Raw genomic sequence first — 26,255 nt, 5'->3', positions numbered from 1 at the left:
CCGATTTCCATCGGGACCTCGGGAGTGGCCATGTATTACCCTTTTGTTCGTAAGGCGCTTTTTCAGCTTGACGCTGAGCGTGCGCATGAATTGACCTTGCAGCAGCTGAAACGCCTGTCAGGCACCCCTCTGACCAGACTGATCCATCAGTCGCTTCCTTTTAAGCCGGTTACCTGCATGGGGCTAACCTTCAAAAATCCACTGGGACTGGCAGCAGGTCTGGACAAGAACGGTGAATGTATCGAAGCATTCGCTGCGATGGGCTTTGGGTTTATCGAGACAGGCACCGTCACCCCGCGCCCGCAGCCGGGTAATGACAAACCGCGCATGTTCCGCATTGTGGAAGCAGAAGGAATTATCAACCGCATGGGATTCAATAATCTCGGCGTGGATAACCTGGTTGAGAACGTCAAAAGAGCCCATTTCGATGGCATACTCGGCATTAATATTGGCAAGAACAAAGATACTCCGGTGGAGCAGGGTAAAGAGGATTATTTAGTGTGTATGGATAAGGTTTATCCGTATGCCGGCTATATCACGATCAATATTTCATCACCCAATACCCCTGGCTTACGAACCCTGCAATACGGCGAAGCGCTGGATGATTTGCTGGCAGCGCTTAAAACCCGTCAAGATCATTTACAAAAAATTCATCATAAATATGTGCCGATTGCGGTGAAGATTGCCCCCGATCTGTCCGAAGAAGAGTTGATACAGGTTGCTGACAGTCTGGTACGTCATCAAATTGATGGCGTGATAGCCACCAATACCACTCTCGAACGTGATTTGGTGAAAGGACTGAAGCATGCCGAAGAAGCAGGGGGGTTGAGCGGCCGACCGTTGCAGTCGCACAGCACCGAAATCATTCGTCGACTGTCGGCTGAATTACAGGGACGCCTACCTGTCATTGGCGTTGGGGGCGTTGATTCACTGATTTCAGCCCGGGAGAAAATGGCAGCAGGTGCTTCGCTGGTACAGATATATTCCGGTTTTATTTACAAAGGACCGCCGTTGATAAAAGAAATTGTCACCCATCTGTAACCAGATTGCCGCTTAAATATGCCAGGGGCTTTATTTTCGCCGCTGGCTCGTTTATATTTTATCGAGTTAACACCAAGAATTAGTTTAAAAAAGTGTGCTGGCCTGCAGGAAATACTCTCTGTTTGCTGAAAGCATCTAACTTCTTTCAGCTGTTTGTAACTTAGTATGAATACAGGAAGTTTTCATGAGGATTAAACCAGACGATAAATGGCGTTGGTTTTATGACGCAGAGCGCGATCGCATGATGCTTGACCTTGCCAACGGTATGCTGTTCCGTTCGCGCTTTCAGCGCAAGATGTTAACGCCAGATGCCTTTCATGTTTCTGGTTTTAACGTTGATGACGCCGCACTGTTCTTCACCTTTGATGAATGCTGCCGAGAAGTGCAACTCAACGCCGAGCAGCGTGCTGAACTGGTGCTGAACGCGCTGGTAGCGATGCGCTTCCTGAAACCGCTGATGCCTAAAAGCTGGCATTTTGACATCCATCATAAGGGAAACTGGTCCCCGGAAGAGGGGGAACTGGTGTGCGTTAAGGTTTCTTCAAGTGGTGAACTGGCCAGTATGCTGGTGGTGGAGTCCGGTGAGAACGCTTCACTTTGTTTGTTGGCACAGGCGCAGCTGAACATTGCAGACCGAACCCTATGGCTGGGTGACGCGATTAAAATCATGCATGACCGCCTGTTACCTCAGGCGAAATCTGAAGACTTGCGTTTTGCACACGCGGTTTGAGTGACCGCGTTGCCCTTAACGCAGTACCAGATCGCTTGCCGGAATGCAGCTACAGCTCAGTAAGGTTCCGTCCATGCGCACTGCATCCTTTTTCATTGGCTTGACCTCCCCGCTGACCAGCGTTATCGCGCAGCTGCCGCAGATGCCAGCTCGACAGGAATAGGGAACCTTTATTCCCTGCATTTCAAGCTGTTCGAGCAAAACCTGCTGATTATTGCCGATGAAATGCTGCCCCTGCCAGTTTATTTCCACCTCAGCGGGCGCATCGGTAGCGATATCGAGCGCTTCGCTAATCTGACCGGCACCGTAAGCGCGCGCAGCGCGAGTGGCTAAAACCTCAAGCCGATCGCCAACGCGCAGCACCCCGCTGTTACGCGCCAGCAGATTGAGACCAAAATCAATATCGCCACTGCCGTCCAGCGCACTACGAAAGCCTTGCAGAGTGTTCAGCGGTTCGCCGCCCGGATGTTTGCGCCCGTGCCGGGTACTGACCGTGGTCAATATGCAGCGGCTGCAGGGTTTAGCCACATCGAAAATAACGTCGCCTACCTTCAGCGATGACCAGCTATCCTCCGCCCATGCGCTCGCCCCGCTAACGACCAGATTAGGGCGGAACTGCTCAATTTTAACGCCGGCCGGGCTGCGCTGCTGTACATCACGTAGCGAAGACTCGTTAACCAGCAGATAAGGATAGCCATCGGCAAAACCCAGTGGCACCTGAGTGAACCGCTTCACCCGGCGTGTCATTTCAGGCCCCACCCAACGCAGTTGTACCGGTCGGGGGAAAAAAACGCTCAACCACTGGTTTATGCTGTCAGGCGCAATCAGGGCGGTAAACGCGTTGCCCCATACCTGGGTGGCTGCCGGGGTGGGCTGGAAGTCAGCAAAGCGCACGTTAGCGTTACTGCCATCAGGGGCGCGGAGATGCAGGCCGTCGACAATAAGTGCCGGAGTGAACAGCACCATTTCCGGGTGCTGGCGCGCAGTAATGAAAGTGCCATCCGCTTCGGTCAGCATACATATGCGATCAAACGCCAGCCCGCTGGCTAATGCCTGGGCATGTGAAACCTGCATGCCGCGCATTGATTTGACCGGATGCACGAATAAACGTGTCAAACTGACCATGGTGATTTCCTTGCGATGTAACGCCCGACCAGGCTTTTAGCAGGCTTTCTGCAGTAAAAGAAGCTAACTTTATGACATGAAGCCATGATTAGCTATAATGCGCAGCAATTTTATGATGACGATAAGTGAAGCTATGAATTCTCTGTTTGCCAGTACGGCGCGTGGGCTCGAAGAGCTGTTAAAAAGTGAACTGGAAGCGCTGGGAGCCGAGGGCTGCCAGATCGTTCAGGGCGGCGTACATTATCAGGCCAGCGATCGTCTGATGTATCAGAGTCTGATGTGGAGCCGTCTGGCGTCACGCATCCTGTTGCCGCTGACCGAATGCGCGGTTTACAGCGACCTCGATCTCTATCTCGGCGTGCAGGCGATAGACTGGCCGGCGATGTTTGGCAGCGACAAAACCTTCGCGGTGCATTTCAGCGGGCTGAATGAGGTGATCCGCAACAGTCAGTACGGCGCACTGAAAGTGAAAGATGCCATCGTTGATAGCTTTACGCGTAAAAACTTGCCGCGTCCGAACGTCGATCGCGACCAGCCGGACATCCGCGTCAACGTCTGGCTAAATAAAGATACCGCCAGCATTGCGCTGGATCTGAGCGGTGATGGCCTGCATCAACGCGGCTATCGCCAGCAGACCGGGCAGGCACCGCTGAAAGAAAATCTGGCTGCCGCCATCGTATTACGTTCCGGCTGGCAGTCCGGCACGCCGCTGGTTGATCCGATGTGCGGCTCGGGAACGCTGCTGATCGAGGCGGCGATGATAGCCAGCGATCGCGCACCGGGGCTAAACCGTAAGCACTGGGGATTCTCCGGCTGGAGCAAGTTCAACCCCTCATTATGGAGCGACGTCACGCGTGAAGCCCACGAACGTGCGCGGCAGGGGATGCAAAATACAACCTCGCGCTTCTTTGGCTATGATAATGACGCTCGTATTATCGATCGCGCACGCGTCAACGCCCGTCACGCCGGACTGAGTGAACTTATCAGCTTCACCACTCAGGATGTGTTAAAGCTGAGCAACCCCCTGCCGCAAGGCCTGGGCGGCACCGTCCTGAGCAACCCCCCCTACGGTGAACGCCTGGACAGCGAGCCGGCGCTGATTGCCCTGCACGGCCAGCTGGGGCGCATCATGAAAACCCATTTCGGCGGCTGGAATCTCTCGCTGTTCAGCGCATCACCCGAACTATTAAGCTGCCTGCAGCTGCGCGCCGAGCGTCAGTTTAAAGCGAAAAATGGCCCGCTGGACTGCGTACAGAAAAATTACCAGCTGGCGGAAAACCCGACGGGAACACCCGCAGGACAGCTTGCGGATGATTATGCCAACCGGCTGCGCAAAAACGTCAAAAAACTGGACAAGTGGGCGCGTCAGGAAGGAATTGATTGTTATCGTGTCTATGATGCTGACCTGCCGGATTATAATGTGGCGGTCGATCGTTATGCCGACTGGGTGGTGATTCAGGAGTACGCGCCGCCGAAGACCGTCGACCCGGCTAAGGCGCGTCAGCGTCTGTTCGATGTGATTTCCGCCACGCTCGGCGTGCTGGATCTGCCAGCGAATAAGCTGGTACTGAAAACCCGTGAAAAACAGAAAGGGAAAAACCAGTATCAGAAGCTGGGCGAAAAGGGCGATTTCTTTGAAGTGGCCGAGTTTAACGCGAAATTGTGGGTTAATCTGACCGATTATCTCGATACCGGCGTCTTCCTCGACCATCGCATCGCGCGTAAAATGCTTGGGCAGATGAGCAAGGGCAAGGATTTCCTCAACCTGTTTGCTTATACCGGCAGCGCCAGCGTGCATGCTGGCCTGGGCGGCGCACGCAGTACCACCACCATTGATATGTCGCGCACTTATCTGGAGTGGGCCGAGCGCAATATGCGCCTGAACGGCCTTTCCGGGCGTCAGCACCGTCTGATGCAGGCTGACTGCCTGAGCTGGCTGCGCGATGCCGACGAGCAGTTTGACCTGATTTTCATCGATCCACCGACCTTCTCTAACTCCAAACGTATGGAAGAAAGCTTTGATGTACAGCGCGATCACCTGGAGTTGATGAAGGATCTGAAACGTCTGCTGCGCAAAAATGGCACCGTGATGTTCTCTAACAATAAACGCGGTTTCAAAATGGACTTCGCCGGGCTGCAAGCTCTGGGCCTGGCGGCAAGCGAAATCACCGCCAAAACGCAGTCGCAGGATTTTGCCCGCAACCGTCACATTCACAACTGCTGGCTGATTACTCACGCCGGTAAGGAATAAGCTTTTATGTCACTGATCAGTATTCACGGCGCTTACCTCTCATTCAGCGACGCGCCGCTGTTGGACAACACCGAACTGCATATCGAAGAAAACGAGCGCGTATGTCTGGTCGGGCGTAACGGGGCGGGTAAATCCACCCTGATGAAAATTATTAACCGCGAACAGCCGTTGGATGACGGGCGCATTATTTACGAGCAGGATCTGGTTGTTGCGCGTTTGCAGCAGGATCCTCCCCGTAACGTGCAGGGTTCGGTGTATGACTTTGTCGCCGAAGGCGTTGAGGAACAGGCAGAGCACCTGAAGGCCTATCACGCTATCTCCCACCTGGTGATGGAAGATCCGAGCGACAAAAATCTCAACGAAATGTCACGGCTACAGGCAATTCTGGATCACCAGAATCTGTGGCAGCTGGAAAGCCGTATTGTTGATGTGCTGAAACAGATTGGTCTAGACGGCGACGCGCAGCTGTCGTCGCTCTCCGGCGGCTGGCTGCGTAAGGCGGCACTTGGGCGCGCGCTGGTGAGCAACCCAAAAGTGCTGATGCTTGATGAGCCAACCAACCACCTTGATATCGAAACCATTGACTGGCTGGAAACCTTCCTGAAAACCTTCCAGGGCAGCATCATCTTTATTTCGCATGACCGCTCGTTTATCCGCAATATGGCTACGCGCATTGTCGATCTCGATCGCGGCAAACTGGTCTCATGGCCGGGCGATTATGACCTCTACCTGACCAGCAAAGAAGAAGCGCTGCGCGTTGAAGAGATGCAAAACGCTGAATTTGACCGCAAGCTGGCGCAGGAAGAAGTGTGGATCCGTCAAGGCATTAAGGCGCGTCGCACGCGCAATGAAGGACGCGTGCGCGCGTTGAAGGCATTACGTCGTGAACGTTCTGAGCGCCGCGAAGTGATGGGTAAAGCCAACATGCAGGTAGAAGAAGCCAGCCGCTCTGGCAAAATTGTCTTCGAACTGGAGAACGTCAGCTATGGCATTGCCGGGAAACAGCTGGTGCGTGATTTCTCACGCCAGGTACAGCGCGGTGATAAAATTGCCCTGATTGGTGCTAACGGCTGTGGTAAAACCACCCTGCTGAAACTGATGCTCGATCAGCTAAAAGCGGACAGCGGACGGGTGCACATCGGCACCAAGCTGGAAGTGGCCTATTTCGACCAGCATCGCGCGGAATTGGACCCGGACCGCACCGTCATGGACAACCTGGCGGAAGGTAAACAGGAAGTGATGGTCAACGGCAAGCCGCGCCACGTTCTGGGTTATCTGCAGGAGTTCCTGTTCCATCCGAAACGTGCCATGACGCCGGTGCGCGCGTTATCAGGCGGTGAGCGCAACCGTCTGCTGTTGGCGCGGCTGTTCCTCAAGCCAAGCAACCTGCTGATCCTCGATGAACCCACTAACGATCTCGACGTGGAAACGCTTGAGCTGCTGGAAGAGTTAATTGATGGCTATCAGGGCACGGTGCTGCTGGTGAGCCACGATCGCCAGTTTGTTGATAATACCGTGACCGAATGCTGGATCTTCGAAGGAAATGGCGATATCGGTGCCTTTGTCGGGGGTTATCATGATGCGCAGCTGCAACGTCGTGCATGGAAAGAGAATCGCGCGACGGCCAAAGTCAGCACTACCACTACGCCACAGACCAGTGCGAAACAGGAGATGGTAAAAAAGCCGGCTACTAAGTTAAGCTACAACCTGCAACGGGAGCTGGAGCAGCTGCCGAAGAAGATGGAAGATCTGGAAGCTAAACTGCAGTCTAATCAGGCACAGGTTGCAGATGCGAACTTTTTCAATCAGCCTCACGACGTTACTCAACCGGTGCTGGATGCGCTGGCGCAGTGTGAGCAGGAGCTGGAAGTCGCTTTTGAACGTTGGGAATATCTGGAGTCGTTACAAAACGGCGGCCAGTAAGACAGAGGGTGAAATATGTGTTCGTCGCACCATGCGCATCAATGGATGCTTTGTCCGCAGTGTGACCTGATGACACAGTTGCCCGATATCCGGCCGGGCAGCAAGGCGAGCTGCCCGCGTTGTCACACCACACTTCAGTCTAACTGGGTAGAGCCGCGCAGGCGGCCTACTGCCTATGCACTGGCAGCGCTGATTATGTTGGTGCTGGCAAATCTGTTCCCATTTATTAATATGCAGGTTGCGGGACTGAGCAGCGAAATCACGCTGATCCGCATACCTCAGGTGATGGTGAGCGACAGCTACAGCAGTCTGGCCACGCTGTTTCTGCTGTTTGTTCAGGGGGTTCCTGCCTTCTGTATGTTGGCGATCCTGCTGCTGGTCAATTCGGCGCGTATGCCGCTGGCGTTGAAACGTGCGATGGCGCGGGTGCTGTTCCATCTTAAAAGCTGGGGGATGGCCGAGATTTTCCTCGCCGGGGTATTGGTGAGCTTCGTTAAGCTTATGGCCTACGGCGATATTGGCATTGGCACCAGCTTTATTCCCTGGTGCCTGTTTTGCCTGCTGCAACTCCGGGCGTTTCAGTGTATCGACCGCCGCAACTTATGGCTGCGGGTTGCCCCTTTGCCATTGTTGCCCGTAAAGCCGCAGCCAGGAGTTAGCGGCCTGTGTCAGGGTTTGCGCTCCTGCCGTTGCTGTACCGCAGTGCTGCCGGGCGACACATTAGACTGCCCGCGTTGTCAAACCCGAGGTCATCCACGGCGCAAACACAGCCTGCAGTGGACGCTGGCATTACTGTTGACCTCGGTGCTGCTCTATATCCCGGCCAACCTGATGCCAATAATGATCACTGAAGCGCTTGGCAATAAAATCACTTCAACCATTATGGCTGGCGTCATCCTGCTGTGGAGCGAGGGATCCTACCCGGTGGCGCTGATAATTTTCATCGCCAGCATCATGGTGCCTTCGTTAAAAATGATCGCCATTGGCTGGTTATGCTGGGATGCCAAGGGGCAAACCAGTCGTGGCCAGGACAGTGAACGTATGCACAAGATTTATGAAGTGGTGGAGTTTGTCGGGCGCTGGTCGATGATTGACGTATTCGTCATCGCCGTGTTGTCAGCCCTGGTACGTATTGGAAGCTTAATGAATATCTATCCCGCTATCGGTGCGCTGTTATTCGCGCTGGTGGTGATCCTGACAATGTTTGCCGCAATGACGTTTGATCCCCGTCTCACCTGGGACCGGGTTAGAGAAAAGAGTGCTGAGGAGCCTGCAAGTGACGGACAATAACCACGCAACTGCCAGGGTGGATCAGATCAAACGCTGGTCACCCGTGTGGATCATCCCGATTGTGACCGTGCTAATCGGGGCATGGATCATTTTTTACCATTTCAGTCATCAGGGGCCGGAGGTGACTTTAATCACCACCAATGCCGAAGGTATCGAAGGCGGGAAAACCAAGATCAAAAGTCGCAGCGTTGATGTCGGCGTGGTTGAAAGCGCCGTCCTGACTGACGATTTGCACCATGTGGAAATAAAGGCACGGCTGAATTCCGGCATGGAAAAACTACTGCGCTCGGACAGTGCTTTTTGGGTGGTTAAGCCAGCAATAGGCAGCGAAGGGGTTACCGGGCTGGGTACGCTGCTTTCCGGTGTCTATATAGAGCTACAGCCCGGTGCCAAAGAGGAGAAAGCGGAGCATTATGCGTTACTGGACACGCCGCCGCTGGCACCGCCGGATGCTAAAGGCATTCGTATTACCCTGGACAGCGAGAAAGCCGGGCAGCTGAAAGCAGGCGATCCGGTACTTTTCCGTGGCTATCGTGTGGGTTCGGTAGAGACCAGCGCCTTTGATGCCGATAAACGCATGATGACCTATCAGTTGTTTATCGCGGCGCCCTACGATCGTCTGGTGACAACCAATGTCCGTTTCTGGAAAGACAGCGGCATTGCGGTGGATATGTCTGCTTCGGGTATGCGCGTTGAAATGGGCTCGCTGACCACGCTGTTCAGCGGTGGAGTCAGTTTCGATATCCCCGATGGATGGGAGTCCGGCACCACGGCAGAAAACAAAGCGGAATACCGTCTGTTTAATGACCAGCGAAGCATACAGGACTCGCTGTACAGCGTGCATAAAGATTTCCTGCTGTTCTTCAATGATTCAGTTCGTGGCCTGCAGAAAGGCGCACCGGTTGAATTTCGTGGCATTCGTCTCGGTACGGTGGCAGAAGTGCCTTTCACCATGCCGGGCATTGTCCAGCGTCTGAATAACGATTTCCGCATCCCGGTTCTGATCCGCATTGAGCCAGATCGTTTCAAGACTCAGCTTGGTTCAGACTTTAACTTTGAGCAGCATCTGAAAGATGGCGTCGCTGTCGGTCTGCGCGCTTCGCTGAAGTCTGCTAACCTGCTGACGGGTGCGCTATATGTTGACCTGGACTTCTATAATAATGTTAAACCGGCTTCCGGTCCGGCGACCTTTGCCCAATATAGCGTGATCCCCACGGCGAGTGGCGGTCTGGCGCAAATTCAGCAGAAGTTGATGGAATCACTGGACAAGATCAATCGTCTTCCGCTGAACCCCCTGTTGAACGAAGCAGCAGGCACGCTGAAGGAAAGCCAGCGGACGCTCAAAGAGCTGCAAAAAACGCTGGATAATCTTAACCAGCTAACTACCAGCCAGTCGATGAAAGAGCTACCTGCTGATATGCAGAGCACCTTGCGCGAGCTGAACAGAAGTATGAAAGGCTTCCAGCCCGGTTCGCCAGTCTATAACAAGATGGTGGGCGATATGCAGCGCCTCGATCAGGTACTGCGCGAACTGCAGCCGGTATTGAAGACGCTGAACAACAAAAGTAACGCGCTGGTGTTTGAAGCTAAACCCGGCCAGGACCCACAGCCGAAGAGAGCGAAATAATGATGAAATGGATCCCCATAGCTCTGGCCCTGATACTGAGCGCCTGTAGCGGAACCCCGAAAACGGTTTATTATCAGCTACCGATGGCGGCGACCAGCGCTGCCGTCAGCAGTACCTCAGTAATACAACCGGTTTGGGTCGAGCGGGTTACGCTACCTGATTATCTGGCGGGTAATGGTGTGGTTTACCAAAGTAATGATGTGCAGTACGTCATTGCCGCGAATAATCAGTGGGCCAGCCCGCTGGATCAGCAGTTACAACAAACGCTGATCGGCAGTCTCAGTGCTGCATTGCCGGGGGCGTTGATCTCCTCTGCGCAACCTGGCCTGCAGCATGACACGCTGAACGTTTCCGTTCATGATTTTCACGGCCGTTATGATGGTCACGCGGTAGTCAGAGGGGAATGGATCCTCGAACATAACGGCAAACTGTTTAAGCAGCCGTTTAATATGGCGCTGCCGCAGAAAGAAGATGGGTATGACGATCTGGTCAGAACGCTTGCCGCAGGCTGGCAGCAGGTTGCGGAGCAGGTGGCTAAGGCAATAATTCTCGAACAATAGCCAGATAGTTATGCAGGGCTAAGCCTTTGATTGTTGCGTGTCTGTATAGCCGCACGATCAAAGGTTTTTTTGTTTTTAATCAGCGTGCTGCGTTTTTATTACGCCATTTAGCCGGTCAGAGAGAGTCTGAGCGCGCTTCACAAAAATGACACTGGAGTGACATTTGTGCGTTGATTTTTGTGGTCAGTCGCGGTAGAAATTAAGCGTGGTTGCTCGTAAAGTAACCACTGTTTTCTTTCCACCAGATTCCACCAGACTAAATGAGGGAAACGCGGCATGAAGAGACAGAAACGAGATCGCCTTGATCGGGCGCATTCACGAGGTTATCACGCAGGTATTACCGGGCGTTCTAAGGAGATGTGCCCTTATCAATTGCTGGATGCACGATCTCACTGGCTGGGAGGTTGGCGACAAGCCATGGAGGACAGGACGGTTACCGCGTAACGCCTGTTCAGAGAAAAGGAAGAAACCTCCGCGTCTGCGGAGGTTTTCGTTTGTCCGATGTACAGGATAAATTCCTGTCAGAAGGCGGCAGTATCTTTAAACAGGCCAACTTTCAGGTCGCTGGCAGTGTAAATGACTTTACCATCGACCAGCACTTCACCGTCAGCCACGCCCATGACCAGCTTGCGGTTGATAACGCGCTTGAAGTGAATGCGGTAGGAAACGATTTTAGCAGTTGGTAGCACCTGGCCGGTGAACTTCACTTCACCAACGCCCAGCGCGCGACCTTTCCCTTCTCCGCCTAACCAGCCGAGGTAGAAACCCACCAGCTGCCACATGGCATCAAGGCCCAGGCAGCCCGGCATGACCGGATCGCCGATGAAATGGCAGCCGAAGAACCAAAGGTCCGGGTTGATATCCAGTTCAGCTTCAACAAAGCCCTTATCATATTTGCCGCCGTCTTCGGTCATCTTAACCACGCGGTCCATCATTAACATATTCCCGGATGGCAATTGTGGGCCTTCTGCGCCAAACAGTTCGCCGCGACCGGAGGCAATCAGGTCTTCTTTGCTATAGGATTCGCGTTTGTCTACCATATTTTTAATACGCCTTATTTTAGTGAATTTTGGATTTTAGCTTACAGGTGTAAGCTGAACAAATCCGATCAGCCTCGATTGAACCAGTTTAGCCAGCGCAGTGGCCAGGGTCGATGCCGGGCATCCTGCAGGGTAATTTGCGCTATGCGCTCCTGTATAGACTGAAGCAGGCAGGGACCCTGCTCCTTATCCCACTCTTTGCCGGTCAACAGCGGCAGGGCTTCATCAACACCAGATACCGCCCAAAGATGGAATTTACCCTCGCGCACAGCATCAACCACTTCCTGCTGTAGCGAAAGATGACGAATATTGGCGGCAGGGATGATAACTCCCTGATTACCGCTAAGCGTGCGCTGATTGCAGATGTGGAAAAAACCTTCAATTTTTTCATTCACTCCGCCAACGGGCTGCACGCGACCGAACTGGTCGACGGAGCCTGTAACCGCAATCTGCTGGTTGATCGGTTGTAACGCAAGGGCGCTGATAAGTGCGCAGAGTTCAGCAAGCGAAGCGCTGTCGCCATCGACTTCTGAATAGGACTGTTCAAATACCAGTGATGCTGAAAACGGCAGCTGTTGCTCAAGTTCCAGTTCTGCAATCAGCCAGGACTGCATGATCATCATGCCTTTCGCATGGATATTACCGCCAAGCTCGGCTTTACGCTCCACATCCGTGAACTCTCCATCACCAACGTGCACCACGCAGCTGATGCGCGAGGGTTCACCAAACGCACGCGGATGGCCGGGGAACTCCATCACCGACAGGGCGTTAATCTGCCCAATCATCTCGCCTTCAGTTTCGATCAGGATTTGCTCCTGCAGGATTTCATCGCGCATTCGTTCAGACAGGAAGCCCTCCCGCCATTCGCGGGTGCTCAGGGCATCCTGCAGATTTTCCGCACTCAGGCTTGCGCCGTCACTGTACAGCGCGGCCTCCTGAAGCTGACGTCCCAACCACTCGGGATCCAGCGGCAGCATATCCTGGTCGCCGGTGTCACGTACCGCTTCACGGATCAAAACCGGCCAGAAATCAGCGGCTGGGGCAGGGCAATCAAGACTTTCTGCAACGCTTTTTACCCACATCAGCCAGTGATGGAACTCATCGTCATCTGCCAGTTGGATATTATCTTCGAACTCGCTGTAAAGAGACATGCTGGCCAGTTCAGGCTCCATATCCTGGAAGTCGGCCAGCGCATCGCGCTCACCGATCAGTACCAGGCGGAACTGCATTGGCATTGACGGAATATCCAGCGGGAGAGGTCGGGTTTCGTCCTGGGAGTACCAGTCATATCGCTGATTGACGAGGATCTGTTTCAGACGCAGCCACATCAATGGCTGGGCAAGTAGGGTACGCAGAGACAGGATCAATACACCACCGTTAGCGCGGTGAACTAATCCAGGCGTCAGTGAAATCGTGGACTGATGGACGCGCACGCAGCCAAAAAGCTGCTCAGGTTCGATCCAGCCAGCCTGACAGATGCCCCCCTCGCTGGCGAAATTATCACTGACTGCTTGCGCTTTATGCCAGTATATCTGGTGTGTCGTGACTTCATAACGTCCACCCCAGATCTTCGATGAATCGTCTTCGTGATCCTCTGCCATTGAAGACAACATATTCTGCAGTAACGTCAGGTATACAGCGCTTTCGGGACTTTTGACCAGCATTAACGGTACTTTTGCCCGGGTTTGCAGTAACAGATTCAGGCCATTACATAGCCGTGCCTGAACGGCGTCAAAGCAACCGGCGTCGGTGGCCTGGTTCTGCGAAAGCAGGTGCTGGAAGCGTTCGGTATCGGGCTGTAGGGCGCGCCACTCTAATCGGTAGTTGGTCAAAGTTATCGTTTTTTTCTGAAATGAATAAAAGCGGCATTATACTAGATTTAGACCCGTTAAGCACCGAAGACGTGTGCTTTGCGGCGGCCTGGTATAACAATCCTGAGCCTGACTCTGTTTTCTTTAAGGCCACATGAAAAAAACTGTTATTCTTAAGCGGTTATATAGTCAGCATGAGATCCCGATGAAATATCAACAGCTGGAAAATCTTGAAAGCGGGTGGAAATGGAAATATCTGGTCAAAAAACATCGTGAAGGTGAATTGATCACGCGCTATATCGAATCAAGCGCGGCGCAGGCAGCCGTTGACGAGCTGTTGCAAATGGAGAACCGGCCGATTGATGTGTTGCAGTGGATAAACCTGCATATGAGCCCGGCGCTGGAAAACCGGATGAAACAGACTATTCGTGCGCGGCGTAAGCGTCATTTCAACGCAGAACATCAGCATACCCGCAAGAAGTCGATAGATCTGGAATATCTGGTGTGGCAACGTCTGGCCGCCCTGGCTCAACGGCGGGACAGCACGCTGTCTGAAACCATCGTGCAGCTTATAGAAGATGCCGAGCGTAAAGAGCAATATGCCAGTCAAATGTCTTCACTGAAGCAAGATTTGCAGGCGATCCTAGGTAAACCCTGAACCGAAAACGGACCGGCCTTGCTCTTTAGTGCAGTTATCCAGGCAAAAAAAACCCCGCAGCGGCGGGGTTTGATCAAAACGGGGCGACTTAAGCCTGTGGCTGAGTCACAACGTCTTTGATGCCTTTAACCTGGATTTCTACACGACGGTCTGGACTCAGGCAGTCGATTAGGGCTGCACGGCCTTTCACGCTGTCACAAGTATTGCCGGTGACAGGGTTAGATTCACCCTCGCCACGCGCAGAGATCTTGTTAGAAGGGATGCCTTTAGAAACAAGGTAGTCCACTACGGACTGAGCACGTTTCTCAGACAGTTTCTGGTTGTACTGCTCTGAACCGATACGGTCAGTGTAGCCCAGAACGACAACAGAACCATCTTTAGGATCCAGATTGCTCAGCTGAGTATACAGCTGATCCAGAGCCTGCTGACCTTCTGGTTTCAGATTAGCTTTGTTGAAGGTGAACAGCACGTCAGACTTCAGGGTGAAACGCTTGGTTTCCACAACTGGAGCTGGAGCTGGTGCTGGAGCAACAACTGGCGCCACGTCATCCTGACCGAAACGGTAAGAAACGCCAACGCTCAGCATAGAGTTATCAGGACGCGCACCAACGGTACCTGCATCACCGATGTTGTTAACCCACTGGTAGTCCAGGCGAGTTGCCCAGTTTTTGGTCACTGCATATTCAACACCAACGGCTGCCAGTGGAGAAACACCGGTGTCGTGGTTGCTGATGCGGCCAAAGGTTGGGTTGGTCTGAGTCGCGTCAGCGCGCCATACCATACCACCCAGACGAGTGTACACGTCCAGATCGTCAGCAATTGGGTAGCTTAACTTAGCTGCCATCTGAATGCCCTGAGCTTTGAAAGCACCGTTAGTGACGTCGCCTTTGTTAGGCATACGACCCAGCCAGTCATAACCCAGCTCGAAACCAAGGTACTGGTTCGCCTGATAACCAAGGAATGCACCAGCACCCAGTTGGCTTTCATGAGTTGGACCATCGTTGTTTTCGTAACCGTTACCGTAGTAACCAGTATCATGGTACTGAGACCAGCCCAGCTTACCACCGGTGTACCAGGTGTCATCTTTTGGGGCGGCCTGCGCTACGGTAGCGAAGCCAGCCAGTGCCACTGCAATTGCGATAGCTGTCTTTTTCATTTTTGCGCCTCGTTATCATCCAAATAGGCAATGAGCTTAAATTTAGCTCTTTGGTTTAATCCTTCGCCGGGTTGTAAAGCTCGATTATGACTCTTCCAGAAAATGGAGGTTATTGAGCACCCTGGCGAGCTAAAGTCTACAACGTACCAGCAAACTTACAAGTACGATGTGACGATGCTCAGCAAAAAAAAAGGACTTCATACACAAATTTTAACATTTAAGAGTGAATTTTTTGCTGAAAAAGGAGTCGTGAATGGCAGCTAAACCATTGTCCCGCCGCGCCCTGACTAACATCCGTCACACGGAAGCGGTTTGTTAAAAAAAATTTCTGAGAAAAATCTCGTTTTTACTTAATGATACAAACTTGATTGAATTCTTAACCCATGTAAAGGTCTGGCAGACGGCAAAACATTGCATTCCGATCTCATAATCAGCCCCAACGCCTGGCCGGACTTAGCTGCTTGCTGCAAACGCTTACGCTCAGTCTCAGATATTTCATCTGCCAGCCAGCCCAAAACGACACTATAGTTCCCCGTTTGTAAGGCTTTAATCATCGCCTCTACGGTGGTAATGGTGCCGCAATAGGGTGACTGCATAACTTTGTCCAGAGGCAGCCCGGAGCGCAGTAACCAGTCACGACTGAGTTTCTGTTGCGATGTTAGCCATAGCTGCCAGCGAGATTGCGTACCCAGTTGCTGCAACAGTGGCAGCAGCAATAGCTGAGTCATACCAGGATGATCCTCATTATGAACCAGTTCGCTGATCAGGCCGTCGGCACAGATCGATGCGGGGATCGCCGGTGTTGAAACGTGCTGATTGCGTTTAACGGATTGATTTTTCATGAAATGAGTACGCATAAGGTCTTCGCTCACCAGTTGACTGTATGAATATACAGTATAGCGAGGTTGAGTAAAGATCAACCTTAATCTTACTTTATACCCAGCCATAAGCAGGATGTTTCAGTCCGCCCGTCGTTCTCTTGCCTGATAAGGCGGCCCTTTGTGCATGTTTACGCGGTGAGCAAAAAAACAATGGCGTGTGCTTAACAAATTTTTGTCGACATCTTCTGCCCTGTCTCTGCGTATGTACGACATTGGTATCAACAATTTCAGATATATTATTGGATATCAGCGTTCATTCAGACTTCGATCCCAAAGCACAGTATTGATGGTCATTAACGCTTCAACCTTCAGGCGGATGTCGTAAACGCGCGAATCAACTCTTTTTCCCACAGCCTGGCAAGCCAGAAATGAACAGTGGCACACTGTGCAAAATCCGGGAGTTACCAGCGCATTTCACCGCCGCCAGATGTTTTTTCGTAACGTCTCGCAAAATCACAATGTAAACCCGCCGGACGCGATTTATTGATTGAACCCTTAATGAAGATTGCATACTTTCTAAAACGCAAATTAGAGAGGGATATACGCATTTTCTAATCGATACAGGGAGAGATCATGGATTGTTCAAGGCGTAAGACAGAAGAAGCTAAACAGCGGTTGGCCCGGCTTGGCGAAGTCAAGTCACGTACTCAGTTTGGCGGATATTGCCTGTCAGTGGAAAAAACTGTGTTTGCGGTCGTGGCTGAGGGGGAATTGTATCTGCGCGCCTGTGAGCAGGTGCAGCCCTATATCACCGAACGCAGGATGGAAGCACTAAGTCTGAACAAGCGCGGCGTGCCGGTGGAGCTAAACTATTATCGCGTCGACCGGGCGCTATGGTCCGACAATGACCTGCTGCTGGCATTCTCGCAGCTTTGTCTGCTGGGGGCGCGCAGGCAGCAGCAGGATCGGCAAAAGAATCGGCGACTCAAGGATTTACCCAACATGGGCATTCGTATGGAGATGCTACTGCGTCAGGTCGGTATTTGCAGTATTGAAATGCTGATACAGCAGGGCGCGAAGCGCAGCTGGCTAAGACTTCACGCATGTAACAAAAATTTGGGGATAACGGTTCTCCTGGCACTGCAGGGTGCGATTGTCGGAAGGCATTACGAGGCGCTGCCGCTGGCGGTGAAAGAAGAGCTGCGCAGCTGGTTTCACCGATATGCGCAGTGGGAAGCCAATAAGCAGCACTCCGGAAATTAGTCTCGCAGTGAGAGATCGTTTTTTAGCCTTGCAATCTCCGGTAGAAGAGCCACCAGCAGGCCCATCTGCTGTAGCACCAGTGGCTCTTTCGTTTCCGTGTCAGTCTCGCTTTGCCGGATACGTGAGGCCAGGCTGCCCATCATCTGTTTAGTCCTGTTCCCGTCCACTGTTTCAGTGTGCAGAACATCATTGACGTAGCTGACGGTGTCATCCATCAGTTGGAGCAGGGCAGCATTTTCCAGTTTTTCACGGTGAGCTCCCAGGGCAGAAATATAGCTGAGAAAGGAATGATTAAGGCATAACAGTCTGAAGGCCGCTTCACGGAGGGCAAGTCCCGCTTTATTTTCTACTGACAAATTAGACACCACTGATGCCAGTTCAGCATCGCCATTGTGGGCATCGCGCCGTGCAATACGATAATCCAGACGATTATCCTTGCCTTGATGGTATTGTTCCATAATGGCGTCCAGATAACGGCAGTTTGCATACAACGAACGCCCGGCCACGGCAGGAAGCCGATGAAAGTGCCAGTCAGGCCAGATAAACGCCACAGCCAGCCAGGCTATGCCGCAACCGATTAACGTGTCGACAATACGCGGTATCGCCACTTCAAAGCCTTCACCCAGCAGGTTAAAACAAAGTAATACCAGCAGGGTGATAAACGTTGTTGCATGAGCATACCGCACATGGCGGAAGGCAAAGAAAAGCACCCCGGAGACGACGATCAGTATCAGTTGCCCCTCGGTCGATGGAACCAGCCACAATAGCGGCAACCCAAGCACTATCCCCGCCAGCGTGCCGATGATGCGTAACGCCAGGCGACGGCGCGTGGCGTGATAGTTTGGCTGGCAGACAAACAAACTGGTCAACAATATCCAGTACCCGTGATCAAGTCCGGTGATTTGAATCAGGGCGTAACCGGTGCACAGTAAAAGCGAAAGCCGAACGGCATGACGAAACAGCGGCGACTCCGGGCTGAGATGACGGCTGAGACGCAGGCGAATATCGCTCCAGCCAGTCAGACCTTCGCTTGAAAGCGTATGGTTGTGCTGCGCGCTCCCTTCAGCCAGAATTTGTTCAGACTCGATGGTCGCCAGCTGGGCATCAATCGCTTTTAAATTGTTAAGCAGGTAGTTCATCGCTTTAACTTCGCTGCTGCCGGGCTGTTGACTTGCCAGACGCTGCATGGCAGCGTGAAGATTGGCGAAGACCCGCTCAAAATGGGGATTGTGATGCCAGGGTTCACTCAGCAGAATAGTGCGCGAAAGCTGCTGACATGCCTGAGCCTGCAGCGTCAACAGGCGCTGAAAGCGGAACAGGATATCGCTGTCCCCCCATGCTTCACGCAGCGCGTGATACTGGACATGGGACGAGCTGGCGCGTTCATGGATGTCTTGTGCTACGAAATAATAGTGCAGGGTGCGGCGCGTGCCACGTTGCCCCCGGTCACCGCGCAGCCGCGACTGAATAGAGGCTTTAGCCTGATTCAGCTGCATCACCAACTGGCTGTTAGCCATTGCCATATCGACCAGCGTCCGACGGTCGTCATCTCCCAGGTCGGGGTCAAACAGGCTGGCCTTGGCTTCGAGATAACCGGCCAGCAGGGAAAAGCAGCGCGAGATGCTCTCCTGCAGCGGGCGAATGGGAAACAACAGATGCCCTGCCAGCGTCAGCAGGTTGTACCAGACCGCGCCCAATAGCAGCAGGGCAGGTTGCAGATACCACTGTGGAAACAGGTTGATCCCCAGCATGGTATAGATAGCGATCAGTAGCGCACCGAAAGCAATGGTCGCATAGCGCGGGCCTAAAGCACCCAGCAAAATAAATCCCCAACCGGACAGAGCAAGGCCGATAATAAACAGCCAGGGATGGGGAAATAACAGTTCGACCGAAACCGAAGCAATACAAAAGCAGAACAGTGTAATGATGAGGTTGCGCAGTCTGCCACTCAGGCGGTCGTCAAGATCGGTCAGCGCCGCCGCCACTGCGCCCAGCGTCAGAGGAATGGTCCAGGTCACCTGATCCAGCCACCACGGTAAAAAAGCGGTTCCGGCCAGCGCCAGGCTAATACGGATAAGGTATAGCCAGGCACTGTTGTAAGCGTGACGGCGCCAGTTGTCGATCACCATGATAATATTGCTCTCTTAACGGAAGCGTGCACGGGCATTGGCTTCTCGTGCTGCCCGAGCCACTTCGACTGACACCACTCGCCGGCCCACTGGCCACAGTGCAATGGTGGCAATTTTGAAATTGGCAATGCCCACCGGAATACCAATAATGGTCAAGCACTGTGCGATACCCGCCATGATGTGCATTACGCACAACCACCAGCCAAAAAACAGCAGCCAGAGCATATTGAGCAGCGTACCACCCGAGTTAAGTAGCGCACTTTTGCTCGCGGGATTTAACTCATCAACGTGTATTGCTTCATTGCCATAAGGTAGCAGCGACAGCTTAGTGATTTCCCAACATGAACGCGTCAGTGGCAGAGTGAAGATGAAGATAATGCTGACAATCGTTGCTATCAGCCAGGAGAGGGTCGTAAGGAAACCACCCAGCACAAAATTCAGAACATTCAACACCGTACGCATGGCAGGCTACCTCTCTGTAATCAATGATTATTTGGCGACAATCCATTGATTGTACCGCGTTCAGGTACTGGAGAGGTATACTCCAGCCAGTTAAACTGTTGGATGATTAAAATAACCGCAGCCAGGGCATCTGAATGGAACTTAAAGCAACATCGTTGGGTAAACATTTGGCACAACACCCTTATAATCGGGTGCGGCTGCTAACCGCAGGCGTCGAGGTCAGCGGTGAAAAGCATGAATATATGATCCCTTTCAATCAGCTTTTGGCCATTAAATGCAAACGCGGACTGGTTTGGGGCGAGCTTGAGTTCACGCTGCCTGACAACAAAGTCGTGCGTTTGCACGGCACAGAATGGAGTGAAACTCAACGCTTCTATCACCATCTTAGCCAGTTATGGCAGCAGTGGAGCAGGGAAATGAGTGACGTTTCCGCCACGGTGCTCGCCGAGCAGAAGCACCAGATTCAGCAGGCGGAACGTCAGGACAAATGGCTGACGCGCAGTGACATTACAGGCTGGCAACAGGCAATACATCGAGCCTTCGCTTCTGTACCGCTGCCTGCTGAGCGGCTGGAGGAATTTGACAACTGCCGCAGCGCTTACTACTTCTGTCTTAAGTGGCTCAACGAGGGGGAATATCAGCGCATAAAGCGTAACGAAGACTGGACGGAACGGATGCTGCAACAGCATACCGGTTTCTTTAATCAGGTAGAGTCGTCCCCGCTTAACGCTTCGCAGGCGCGTTCGGTGGTCAATGGCGAAGACGCTGTGCTGGTGCTGGCAGGGGCAGGCAGTGGTAAAACCTCGGTGCTGGTGGCGCGTGCTGGCTGGTTGATGATGCGCAGGCAGGCCAACGCCGGGCAGCTCCTGCTGCTGGCGTTTGGCCGTCAGGCAGCGGAAGAGATGAACGACCGTATTCGTGCGCGTCTGGGAACGGAGGACTTGCAGGCGCGAACGTTTCATGCGCTGGCGCTGCATATCATTCAACAGGCTGGCAATAAGTCTCCTGCTATCAGCAGGCTGGAAACCGATAGTGATAAGCGGCAGTCGCTGCTAATTAACGTCTGGCGCCAGCAGTGTGATGAGAAAAAAGCCCAGGCAAATGGCTGGCGTCAGTGGCTGACTGATGAACTGAAATGGGACGTGTCCGACGGGAGTTTCTGGCAGGACGATCGCCTGGCGCGGCGGCTTGTTGGCCGGCTGGAAAGCTGGCTGGGACTGATGCGCATGCACGGCGTGGCTCAGGCGGCGATGATTGAAACCGCACCGGAAGAGGTACGATTACTTTTCACTAAACGCGTAAAATTAATGGCTCCATTAATGAAGGCCTGGAAAGGCGCGTTGAAAGAAGAAGGCGCTGTCGATTTCGCCGGGCTTATTCATCAGGCGGTAAACCTTCTTGATAAGGGGCGCTTTATCAGCCCGTGGAAGCATATCCTGGTCGATGAGTTTCAGGATATCTCGCCACAGCGTGCGGCCCTTCTTGCCGCGTTACGTCGACAAAATACGCAAACTTCGCTTTTTGCGGTGGGCGATGACTGGCAGGCTATCTATCGGTTCAGCGGTGCTGAAATGGTGTTAACCACCGCTTTCCATCACTACTTTGGTGCCGGCGATCGTTGCGTGCTGGATACAACCTACCGCTTTAACCAACGCATTGGTGAAGTGGCCAATACGTTTGTACAAAGCAATCCTTTTCAACTAAAAAAAACGCTTAACAGCCTGAGCAAGGGCAACAAAAAAGCGATTTCGCTGTTGCCTGAAGAGCAGCTGGAGCCGCTGCTGAATAAAATCAGTGGCTACGCCACACCCGCTGAACGAATTTTGCTGCTGGCTCGCTATCACCATCTGCGCCCGGACGTGCTGGATAAAGCGGCAACGCGCTGGCCGAATCTTAATATTGACTTTATGACGATCCATGCCAGTAAAGGGCAACAGGCAGATTATGTGGTTGTGCTGGGGCTGTCGGAGGGTAAAGACGGCTTCCCCGCTGCGGCCAGAGAGTCGGTGATGGAAGCTGCGCTGTTACCGGTTCCTGAAGACTTTCCGCATGCTGAAGAGCGCAGGCTGGCCTACGTGGCGATGACTCGTGCCCGTCAGCAGGTGTGGTTACTCTACGACCGTGATGCGCCTTCGGTATTTGTTGCCGAATTGAGCAGACAGGGCGTGCCAACACTGCGCAAACCCTGACATGATCTGCGCGTCGGGAATTATTTCAAACGTTCTTGCAGGTAACGCGAATAATCCGGGATCTGAATCTCAACCTGTTCGGCAAATAGCGGTGAGTGGATGATAAAGTCGGCGGAGGCGCGATTGGTCGCGACCGGAATATTCCACACGGTGGCGAGGCGCAGAAGCGCTTTGACATCCGGATCGTGGGGTACGGCATTGAGCGGATCCCAAAAGAAAATGAGCAGGTCGATGCGCCCTTCTGAAATCAGCGCGCCAACCTGCTGGTCGCCACCCATCGGCCCGCTCAACATGGCGGTAACGGGCAGCCCGGTGGCTCGCTGAACCAGATTGCCGGTGGTGCCGGTGGCGTATAACGTATGATGCTGTAACTTCTCTTTATGAATACCAACCCACTGCATCAGAGAGCTTTTACAGTGGTCGTGAGCCACCAGCGCAATATGCTTTTGCGCCTGGAGGGTGCGGGTAGTCTGATCCATTCGGTTATCCTGGTTGGCTGGAGCCGGAAATAAATGAGCAAACAGAGGGATGAGTGTAGCTCCTGAACTAAACGGCTATCAACTGGTATGCAGGGCATCCATCAACATAATAAGACGCTGACGCGTGGCGCTATCGACCTGAAGAAACCACATGCGCAGCATCGGTTGTGCGGGCTGGAGACTGCTGGCCATATCAGGCAGGTGGCCAGTCTGCGCGCTGGCAGGTAAAGGTCTGGCAAAGCGCGGTACTGATGCCACTTTGTTCGCCAGATTATAGACTTGCATCGCTTGCTCACAACTGTCGTGCAAATTTGCCGTTAAGTGGTCGCGTTTTGCCACCACCTCTGCGCCATGCTCATCGTTCAGGGTAAACTGCGGATTATTATCGAAACGTTTAGCCTCGTGCAGGCTATGGAGTGCCGGCAGCTTGATATACACGGATGTCGTACCGGCTACAAAAGTGGCGATCTGGGGAAAGGATGTCCAGTTCACAGGGTCGCCTGACCGATCTTTAACCGTTTTTTCCACTCGAAACACTAACTGATGTTCACCACGTTCCAGCTCCAGCCCGTCTGCCCCTTTGAGTAACGAACCCGAAATTTTTCGTCCATCCAGAACCAGAAGGTCAGTATCAGCAGACAGTTTCAGCGTTGTCGCCTGTAAATTTGCAGCCACCAGCAATGCCAGTAACCCGGTGATGGCCATACGCAGCTTCATTGTGACTCCAGAGCGGAACAGCGAGAGATAAGACACGAGTGTATCAAAGTCTTACAGTATGGCAGCATATTAACATTTGAACATATTTATTTGTGCAAAATATCGCAAAAAGTCAGTTCGTTATATTTTTATTCTCCATATAAGGCGCAAAATTAGCGCAGACAAGTGAATTATTAAGCAGGAGGCTAAAATGAGTGATCAAACGATCGCAGATATTCTGCGAACAACAAAAACGATTGCCCTGGTCGGGGCCAGTGATAACCCTGCACGCCCAAGTTATGGCGTCATGGCATACCTGTTGCAACAGGGTTATCAGGTTATACCGGTCAGCCCTAAGCTGGCCGGGCAAAAGCTACACGGGCAGACAGTTTATGCCGCACTGGCGGATATGCCCATGAACGTTGATATGGTCGATGTATTTCGTCAACCGAAGGCGGCTTGGGAAGTCGCACAGGAGGCGATAGCAATCCATGCCAAAACATTATGGCTGCAAATTGGGGTGATAAACGAGCAGGCGGCGGTGCTGGCGAAAGAGTCGGGATTACAGGTGGTGATGGATCGCTGTCCAAAAAACGAGATCCCACGACTGGGGCTGGCGAAGATACGGTAAAACCCCGCGCAGGGCGGGGGTCAATCAGTTTCTCAGACGAGGTGCCTGCAACTGTCGGCGGATAGAGGCTGCAAGTTCATCCATAGAGGGCTGTTCCGGGTGTTCGCCGTGAACTTCCCATGACAGCTGAGCTTCAGCCAGGTAGGTTTGAACCGTCTGGCCGTTATCATCTTCCATCACAACATGATACCAGGGGGCGCTTCTTAACGCTTCACTGGCGGCGATATCGTCTGCCTCCGTCTCATCTAATGAGTATTCCGGATCGACATCAACGATTACGCCAAGAAAACCGAATAGCTGATGGCGTACCTGCTGCCCAAGACCAAATTTGCTGGCAATCATTCTAACCTCCTGAGAAACGTTGCGCCTAACCTCTATATGGAGACGGCAGTGACGTTTTCAAGTCAGATGACGCGGCAGGCAAAACCTTTCAGATACATACCTTCAGGGTAGCTGCTGATCACCGGGTGATCGGCGGCCTGGCGGAACTGTTCGATAAACTGCACCTCTCGCTGTGCATCGACAGCCGCATCCGCAAGGATTTTCTGAAACAGGTCGGTTGCCATCAGGCCGGAGCAGGAAAAAGTCATCAGCATTCCGCCCGGGTTCAGCAGCTGCATCGCCAGCATATTGATATCCTTATAACCCCGGCATGCTCCTATGAGCTGATTTTTGTTTTCAACGAATTTGGGCGGGTCCATGATAATCAAATCGAACTTCTCGCCCTCGTCGCGATAGCGGCGCAGCAGCTTGAAAACGTCATCGCGCAGAAACTGAGCCTTGCTGACGTCCAGTCCGTTCAGCGCAACGTTTTGACGCGCGACATCCAGCGCCACCTGTGAGGTATCAACACTGATAACCTCAGTACAGTTACCCATCAGGGCAGAGACGGCAAAGCCGCCGGTGTAGGAGAAGCAGTTCAGTACGCGACGACCCTGAGCGTAGCGCCGGGTTGCCAGACGGCTGTCGCGCTGGTCGAGATAATAGCCCGTTTTATGCCCGGTCTGGATATCCACCAGCAGCTTCATGCCGTGCTCGGTGATGGGCAACAGTGGCGGCGGTGCGTCACCAAGCACCACGCCCTGAGTGAGTTCCAGTCCCTCTTTCTTACGCACGCTGACATCAGATCGGTCGTAGATCGCACATTCAGGATAGCAGCGTTGCAGCGCAGTAATCAGCGCAGCGCGCTGGTACTCGGCACCAGCTGATAACAGTTGCAGCACGAGGAAGTTGCCGAAACGGTCGATAGTGATCCCCGGTAGTCCATCAGATTCACCGGCGATCATGCGGTAGCTATCGAGATTATCGCGCTGCGCCAGCCAGTCACGCAGCTGCTGTGCAACATGGAGTCGGCGTACGAAAAAGTCGATATCTATCGACTCATCCTGCTGCCAGCTCCAGACGCGTGCGCGTATCTGGGACGACGGTGACCAGGCAGCCCGCGCCAGCCATTTACCCTGGCTGTCACAGACATCCAGCGTTTCTCCAGGCTGGGCTTTACCTTCCATACGGGCAATGGCACCGGAGAATACCCACGGATGACGACGAAGTAAGGACTTTTCACGTCCTTTGGCAAGAATTAAACGAACAGTCATGTTTTGCTATGCTTACATTCAGAGGTTCAGACGATATTGTCCGGTGCCATCCGTTAAAAAGCAAACGGTGTTGATCAGAGGAGGTGGAAATGGCAATTATTTGTATCCGCGTAGGGGTTCATGGCAGGGTGCAGGGCGTCGGGTTTCGTTACAGCACCCGGGTAGAGGCACAAAAAAATGGTCTGAGTGGTTACGCTATAAACAGGGATGATGGCAGCGTAGATATCGTCGCCTGTGGCGAGGCACCGCAGGTCGAGGCGCTGCTGGCGTGGCTAAAAGCCGGTGGTCCCCGCAGTGCCCATGTCGATAAAGTATTGGCTGAACCCTGGCATCCCGCCCGTTTACCTCAGGGTTTTATCACCGGTTAATGTCTACAGACATTTAGCCGGCTTAGGCAGCCCGGCAATTTTTGTTGCCTGTTTAGCCGGGCCTTTTGGAAACAGGCGGAAAAGGTAGCGACTGTTGCCTTTGTCTTCACCATACTTTTGTGCCATCGCTTTGACCAACATACGCACCGCAGGGGAAGTATTAAACTCCAGATAGAACGCTCGGACAAAATGCACCACTTCCCAGTGAGCTTCACTCAGTTCAATCTCTTCCTCTGCCGCCAGTTCCCGCGCCAGATCCTCGTTCCAGTCCGTGGTGGACTTCAGGTAACCTTGCGCGTCGCGCGCTATTTCTTTGCCATTAAACTGCACTGTCTTGCCTCACCCTTGTTGACCCGCACCAAGTTTAACTTTTTGCTCCGGCAAAAATAAAGCCCCGCAATGACGGGGCT

25 protein-coding genes are annotated in these 26,255 nt (G+C 53.0%); 13 read left to right on the top strand and 12 right to left on the bottom strand.

Features of this window, described 5'->3' with window-relative positions; translation table 11 throughout:
• Positions 1 to 30: 30 nt before the first annotated feature.
• The gene (gene pyrD, locus EPYR_RS11280) at positions 31 to 1,041 is read left to right on the top strand and encodes a quinone-dependent dihydroorotate dehydrogenase (RefSeq protein ID WP_012668531.1); all 1,011 of its coding nucleotides are present in this window, start codon (positions 31 to 33) and stop codon (positions 1,039 to 1,041) included.
• Positions 1,042 to 1,225: 184 nt separating this feature from the next.
• Entirely contained in the window at positions 1,226 to 1,771 is a 546-nt protein-coding gene (locus tag EPYR_RS11275; RefSeq protein WP_012668530.1) for a cell division protein ZapC, read from the top strand.
• Positions 1,772 to 1,786: 15 nt separating this feature from the next.
• On the opposite strand, the gene EPYR_RS11270 is transcribed toward EPYR_RS11275, so the two are convergent.
• Positions 1,787 to 2,896 (bottom strand): YcbX family protein, encoded by a 1,110-nt coding sequence (locus EPYR_RS11270; RefSeq protein ID WP_012668529.1) that lies wholly within the window; start codon positions 2,894 to 2,896, stop codon positions 1,787 to 1,789.
• 133 nt (positions 2,897 to 3,029) lie between these two features.
• Here EPYR_RS11270 and rlmKL point away from each other — a divergent pair, with 133 nt between their 5' ends.
• The 6 genes from rlmKL (at position 3,030) to rmf (ending at position 10,991) form a co-directional block, all read left to right on the top strand.
• Positions 3,030 to 5,147: a bifunctional 23S rRNA (guanine(2069)-N(7))-methyltransferase RlmK/23S rRNA (guanine(2445)-N(2))-methyltransferase RlmL gene (gene rlmKL / locus EPYR_RS11265; protein WP_012668528.1), complete on the top strand. Its 2,118-nt coding sequence runs from the start codon at positions 3,030 to 3,032 to the stop codon at positions 5,145 to 5,147.
• A gap of 6 nt (positions 5,148 to 5,153) precedes the next feature.
• Complete coding sequence (locus tag EPYR_RS11260; protein ID WP_012668527.1) at positions 5,154 to 7,070, top strand: ABC transporter ATP-binding protein; 1,917 nt, start codon at positions 5,154 to 5,156, stop codon at positions 7,068 to 7,070.
• Between the two features lie 15 nt (positions 7,071 to 7,085).
• The gene (gene pqiA, locus EPYR_RS11255; protein WP_012668526.1) at positions 7,086 to 8,360 is read left to right on the top strand and encodes a membrane integrity-associated transporter subunit PqiA; all 1,275 of its coding nucleotides are present in this window, start codon (positions 7,086 to 7,088) and stop codon (positions 8,358 to 8,360) included.
• Positions 8,347 to 9,987 carry an intermembrane transport protein PqiB gene (gene pqiB / locus EPYR_RS11250; protein WP_041474010.1) on the top strand — a complete coding sequence of 547 codons (1,641 nt, stop codon included), beginning with the start codon at positions 8,347 to 8,349 and terminating at the stop codon, positions 9,985 to 9,987. Before pqiA ends, pqiB begins: the two co-directional genes overlap by 14 nt.
• Positions 9,987 to 10,547 (top strand): membrane integrity-associated transporter subunit PqiC, encoded by a 561-nt coding sequence (pqiC, locus tag EPYR_RS11245; RefSeq protein ID WP_012668524.1) that lies wholly within the window; start codon positions 9,987 to 9,989, stop codon positions 10,545 to 10,547. Before pqiB ends, pqiC begins: the two co-directional genes overlap by 1 nt.
• 276 nt (positions 10,548 to 10,823) lie before the next feature.
• Positions 10,824 to 10,991, top strand: a complete 168-nt coding sequence (gene rmf / locus EPYR_RS19300) for a ribosome modulation factor (RefSeq protein WP_004156979.1) — start codon at positions 10,824 to 10,826, stop codon at positions 10,989 to 10,991.
• 77 nt (positions 10,992 to 11,068) lie between these two features.
• On the opposite strand, the gene fabA is transcribed toward rmf, so the two are convergent.
• Positions 11,069 to 11,587 (bottom strand): bifunctional 3-hydroxydecanoyl-ACP dehydratase/trans-2-decenoyl-ACP isomerase, encoded by a 519-nt coding sequence (gene fabA / locus EPYR_RS11240; protein WP_012668523.1) that lies wholly within the window; start codon positions 11,585 to 11,587, stop codon positions 11,069 to 11,071.
• Between the two features lie 68 nt (positions 11,588 to 11,655).
• The gene (locus EPYR_RS11235) at positions 11,656 to 13,419 is read right to left on the bottom strand and encodes an AAA family ATPase (protein WP_012668522.1); all 1,764 of its coding nucleotides are present in this window, start codon (positions 13,417 to 13,419) and stop codon (positions 11,656 to 11,658) included.
• A 184-nt stretch (positions 13,420 to 13,603) separates the two neighbouring features.
• Here EPYR_RS11235 and matP point away from each other — a divergent pair, with 184 nt between their 5' ends.
• The gene (matP, locus tag EPYR_RS11230; protein WP_012668521.1) at positions 13,604 to 14,056 is read left to right on the top strand and encodes a macrodomain Ter protein MatP; all 453 of its coding nucleotides are present in this window, start codon (positions 13,604 to 13,606) and stop codon (positions 14,054 to 14,056) included.
• 88 nt (positions 14,057 to 14,144) lie between these two features.
• On the opposite strand, the gene ompA is transcribed toward matP, so the two are convergent.
• Together ompA and sulA are read right to left on the bottom strand one after the other, a co-directional pair.
• Complete coding sequence (gene ompA / locus EPYR_RS11225; protein ID WP_012668520.1) at positions 14,145 to 15,212, bottom strand: porin OmpA; 1,068 nt, start codon at positions 15,210 to 15,212, stop codon at positions 14,145 to 14,147.
• Between the two features lie 350 nt (positions 15,213 to 15,562).
• Positions 15,563 to 16,069 carry an SOS-induced cell division inhibitor SulA gene (gene sulA, locus EPYR_RS11220; protein ID WP_012668519.1) on the bottom strand — a complete coding sequence of 169 codons (507 nt, stop codon included), beginning with the start codon at positions 16,067 to 16,069 and terminating at the stop codon, positions 15,563 to 15,565.
• Between the two features lie 597 nt (positions 16,070 to 16,666).
• On the opposite strand from sulA, the gene EPYR_RS11215 reads away from it, so the two are divergent.
• On the top strand, positions 16,667 to 17,296 hold the full coding sequence (locus EPYR_RS11215) for a TfoX/Sxy family DNA transformation protein (protein WP_012668518.1): 630 nt from the start codon (positions 16,667 to 16,669) through the stop codon (positions 17,294 to 17,296).
• On the opposite strand, the gene yccS is transcribed toward EPYR_RS11215, so the two are convergent.
• Positions 17,293 to 19,431 carry a YccS family putative transporter gene (yccS, locus tag EPYR_RS11210; protein WP_041474009.1) on the bottom strand — a complete coding sequence of 713 codons (2,139 nt, stop codon included), beginning with the start codon at positions 19,429 to 19,431 and terminating at the stop codon, positions 17,293 to 17,295. The two genes, EPYR_RS11215 and yccS, sit on opposite strands and share 4 nt — an antisense overlap.
• A 9-nt stretch (positions 19,432 to 19,440) precedes the next feature.
• Positions 19,441 to 19,887, bottom strand: coding sequence for a YccF domain-containing protein (locus tag EPYR_RS11205; RefSeq protein ID WP_012668516.1), 447 nt, complete (start codon positions 19,885 to 19,887; stop codon positions 19,441 to 19,443).
• Between the two features lie 134 nt (positions 19,888 to 20,021).
• Here EPYR_RS11205 and helD point away from each other — a divergent pair, with 134 nt between their 5' ends.
• Positions 20,022 to 22,076, top strand: coding sequence for a DNA helicase IV (gene helD, locus EPYR_RS11200; protein ID WP_012668515.1), 2,055 nt, complete (start codon positions 20,022 to 20,024; stop codon positions 22,074 to 22,076).
• Positions 22,077 to 22,096: 20 nt separating this feature from the next.
• Here helD and EPYR_RS11195 read toward each other — a convergent pair whose 3' ends face one another.
• Together EPYR_RS11195 and EPYR_RS11190 are read right to left on the bottom strand one after the other, a co-directional pair.
• Positions 22,097 to 22,555 carry a methylglyoxal synthase gene (locus EPYR_RS11195; RefSeq protein WP_012668514.1) on the bottom strand — a complete coding sequence of 153 codons (459 nt, stop codon included), beginning with the start codon at positions 22,553 to 22,555 and terminating at the stop codon, positions 22,097 to 22,099.
• 78 nt (positions 22,556 to 22,633) lie between these two features.
• On the bottom strand, positions 22,634 to 23,272 hold the full coding sequence (locus EPYR_RS11190) for a YccT family protein (RefSeq protein WP_012668513.1): 639 nt from the start codon (positions 23,270 to 23,272) through the stop codon (positions 22,634 to 22,636).
• A 190-nt stretch (positions 23,273 to 23,462) separates the two neighbouring features.
• Here EPYR_RS11190 and EPYR_RS11185 point away from each other — a divergent pair, with 190 nt between their 5' ends.
• On the top strand, positions 23,463 to 23,882 hold the full coding sequence (locus EPYR_RS11185; RefSeq protein ID WP_012668512.1) for a CoA-binding protein: 420 nt from the start codon (positions 23,463 to 23,465) through the stop codon (positions 23,880 to 23,882).
• A 24-nt stretch (positions 23,883 to 23,906) separates the two neighbouring features.
• Here EPYR_RS11185 and hspQ read toward each other — a convergent pair whose 3' ends face one another.
• A complete protein-coding gene (gene hspQ, locus EPYR_RS11180; RefSeq protein ID WP_012668511.1) occupies positions 23,907 to 24,224 on the bottom strand; it encodes a heat shock protein HspQ in 318 nt (105 codons plus the stop codon).
• A gap of 62 nt (positions 24,225 to 24,286) precedes the next feature.
• Positions 24,287 to 25,477 carry a 23S rRNA (cytosine(1962)-C(5))-methyltransferase RlmI gene (gene rlmI / locus EPYR_RS11175; protein WP_012668510.1) on the bottom strand — a complete coding sequence of 397 codons (1,191 nt, stop codon included), beginning with the start codon at positions 25,475 to 25,477 and terminating at the stop codon, positions 24,287 to 24,289.
• Between the two features lie 89 nt (positions 25,478 to 25,566).
• Here rlmI and yccX point away from each other — a divergent pair, with 89 nt between their 5' ends.
• Positions 25,567 to 25,845 carry an acylphosphatase gene (yccX, locus tag EPYR_RS11170; protein ID WP_012668509.1) on the top strand — a complete coding sequence of 93 codons (279 nt, stop codon included), beginning with the start codon at positions 25,567 to 25,569 and terminating at the stop codon, positions 25,843 to 25,845.
• 3 nt (positions 25,846 to 25,848) lie between these two features.
• On the opposite strand, the gene EPYR_RS11165 is transcribed toward yccX, so the two are convergent.
• Positions 25,849 to 26,175: a TusE/DsrC/DsvC family sulfur relay protein gene (locus EPYR_RS11165; RefSeq protein WP_012668508.1), complete on the bottom strand. Its 327-nt coding sequence runs from the start codon at positions 26,173 to 26,175 to the stop codon at positions 25,849 to 25,851.
• Positions 26,176 to 26,255: the final 80 nt, after the last annotated feature.

It is taken from the genome of Erwinia pyrifoliae DSM 12163, from assembly GCF_000026985.1.
Classification (GTDB): domain Bacteria; phylum Pseudomonadota; class Gammaproteobacteria; order Enterobacterales; family Enterobacteriaceae; genus Erwinia; species Erwinia pyrifoliae.
The sequence above is the reverse complement of the archived record's forward strand: the minus strand, read 5'-3'. Positions and strand labels throughout refer to the sequence as shown.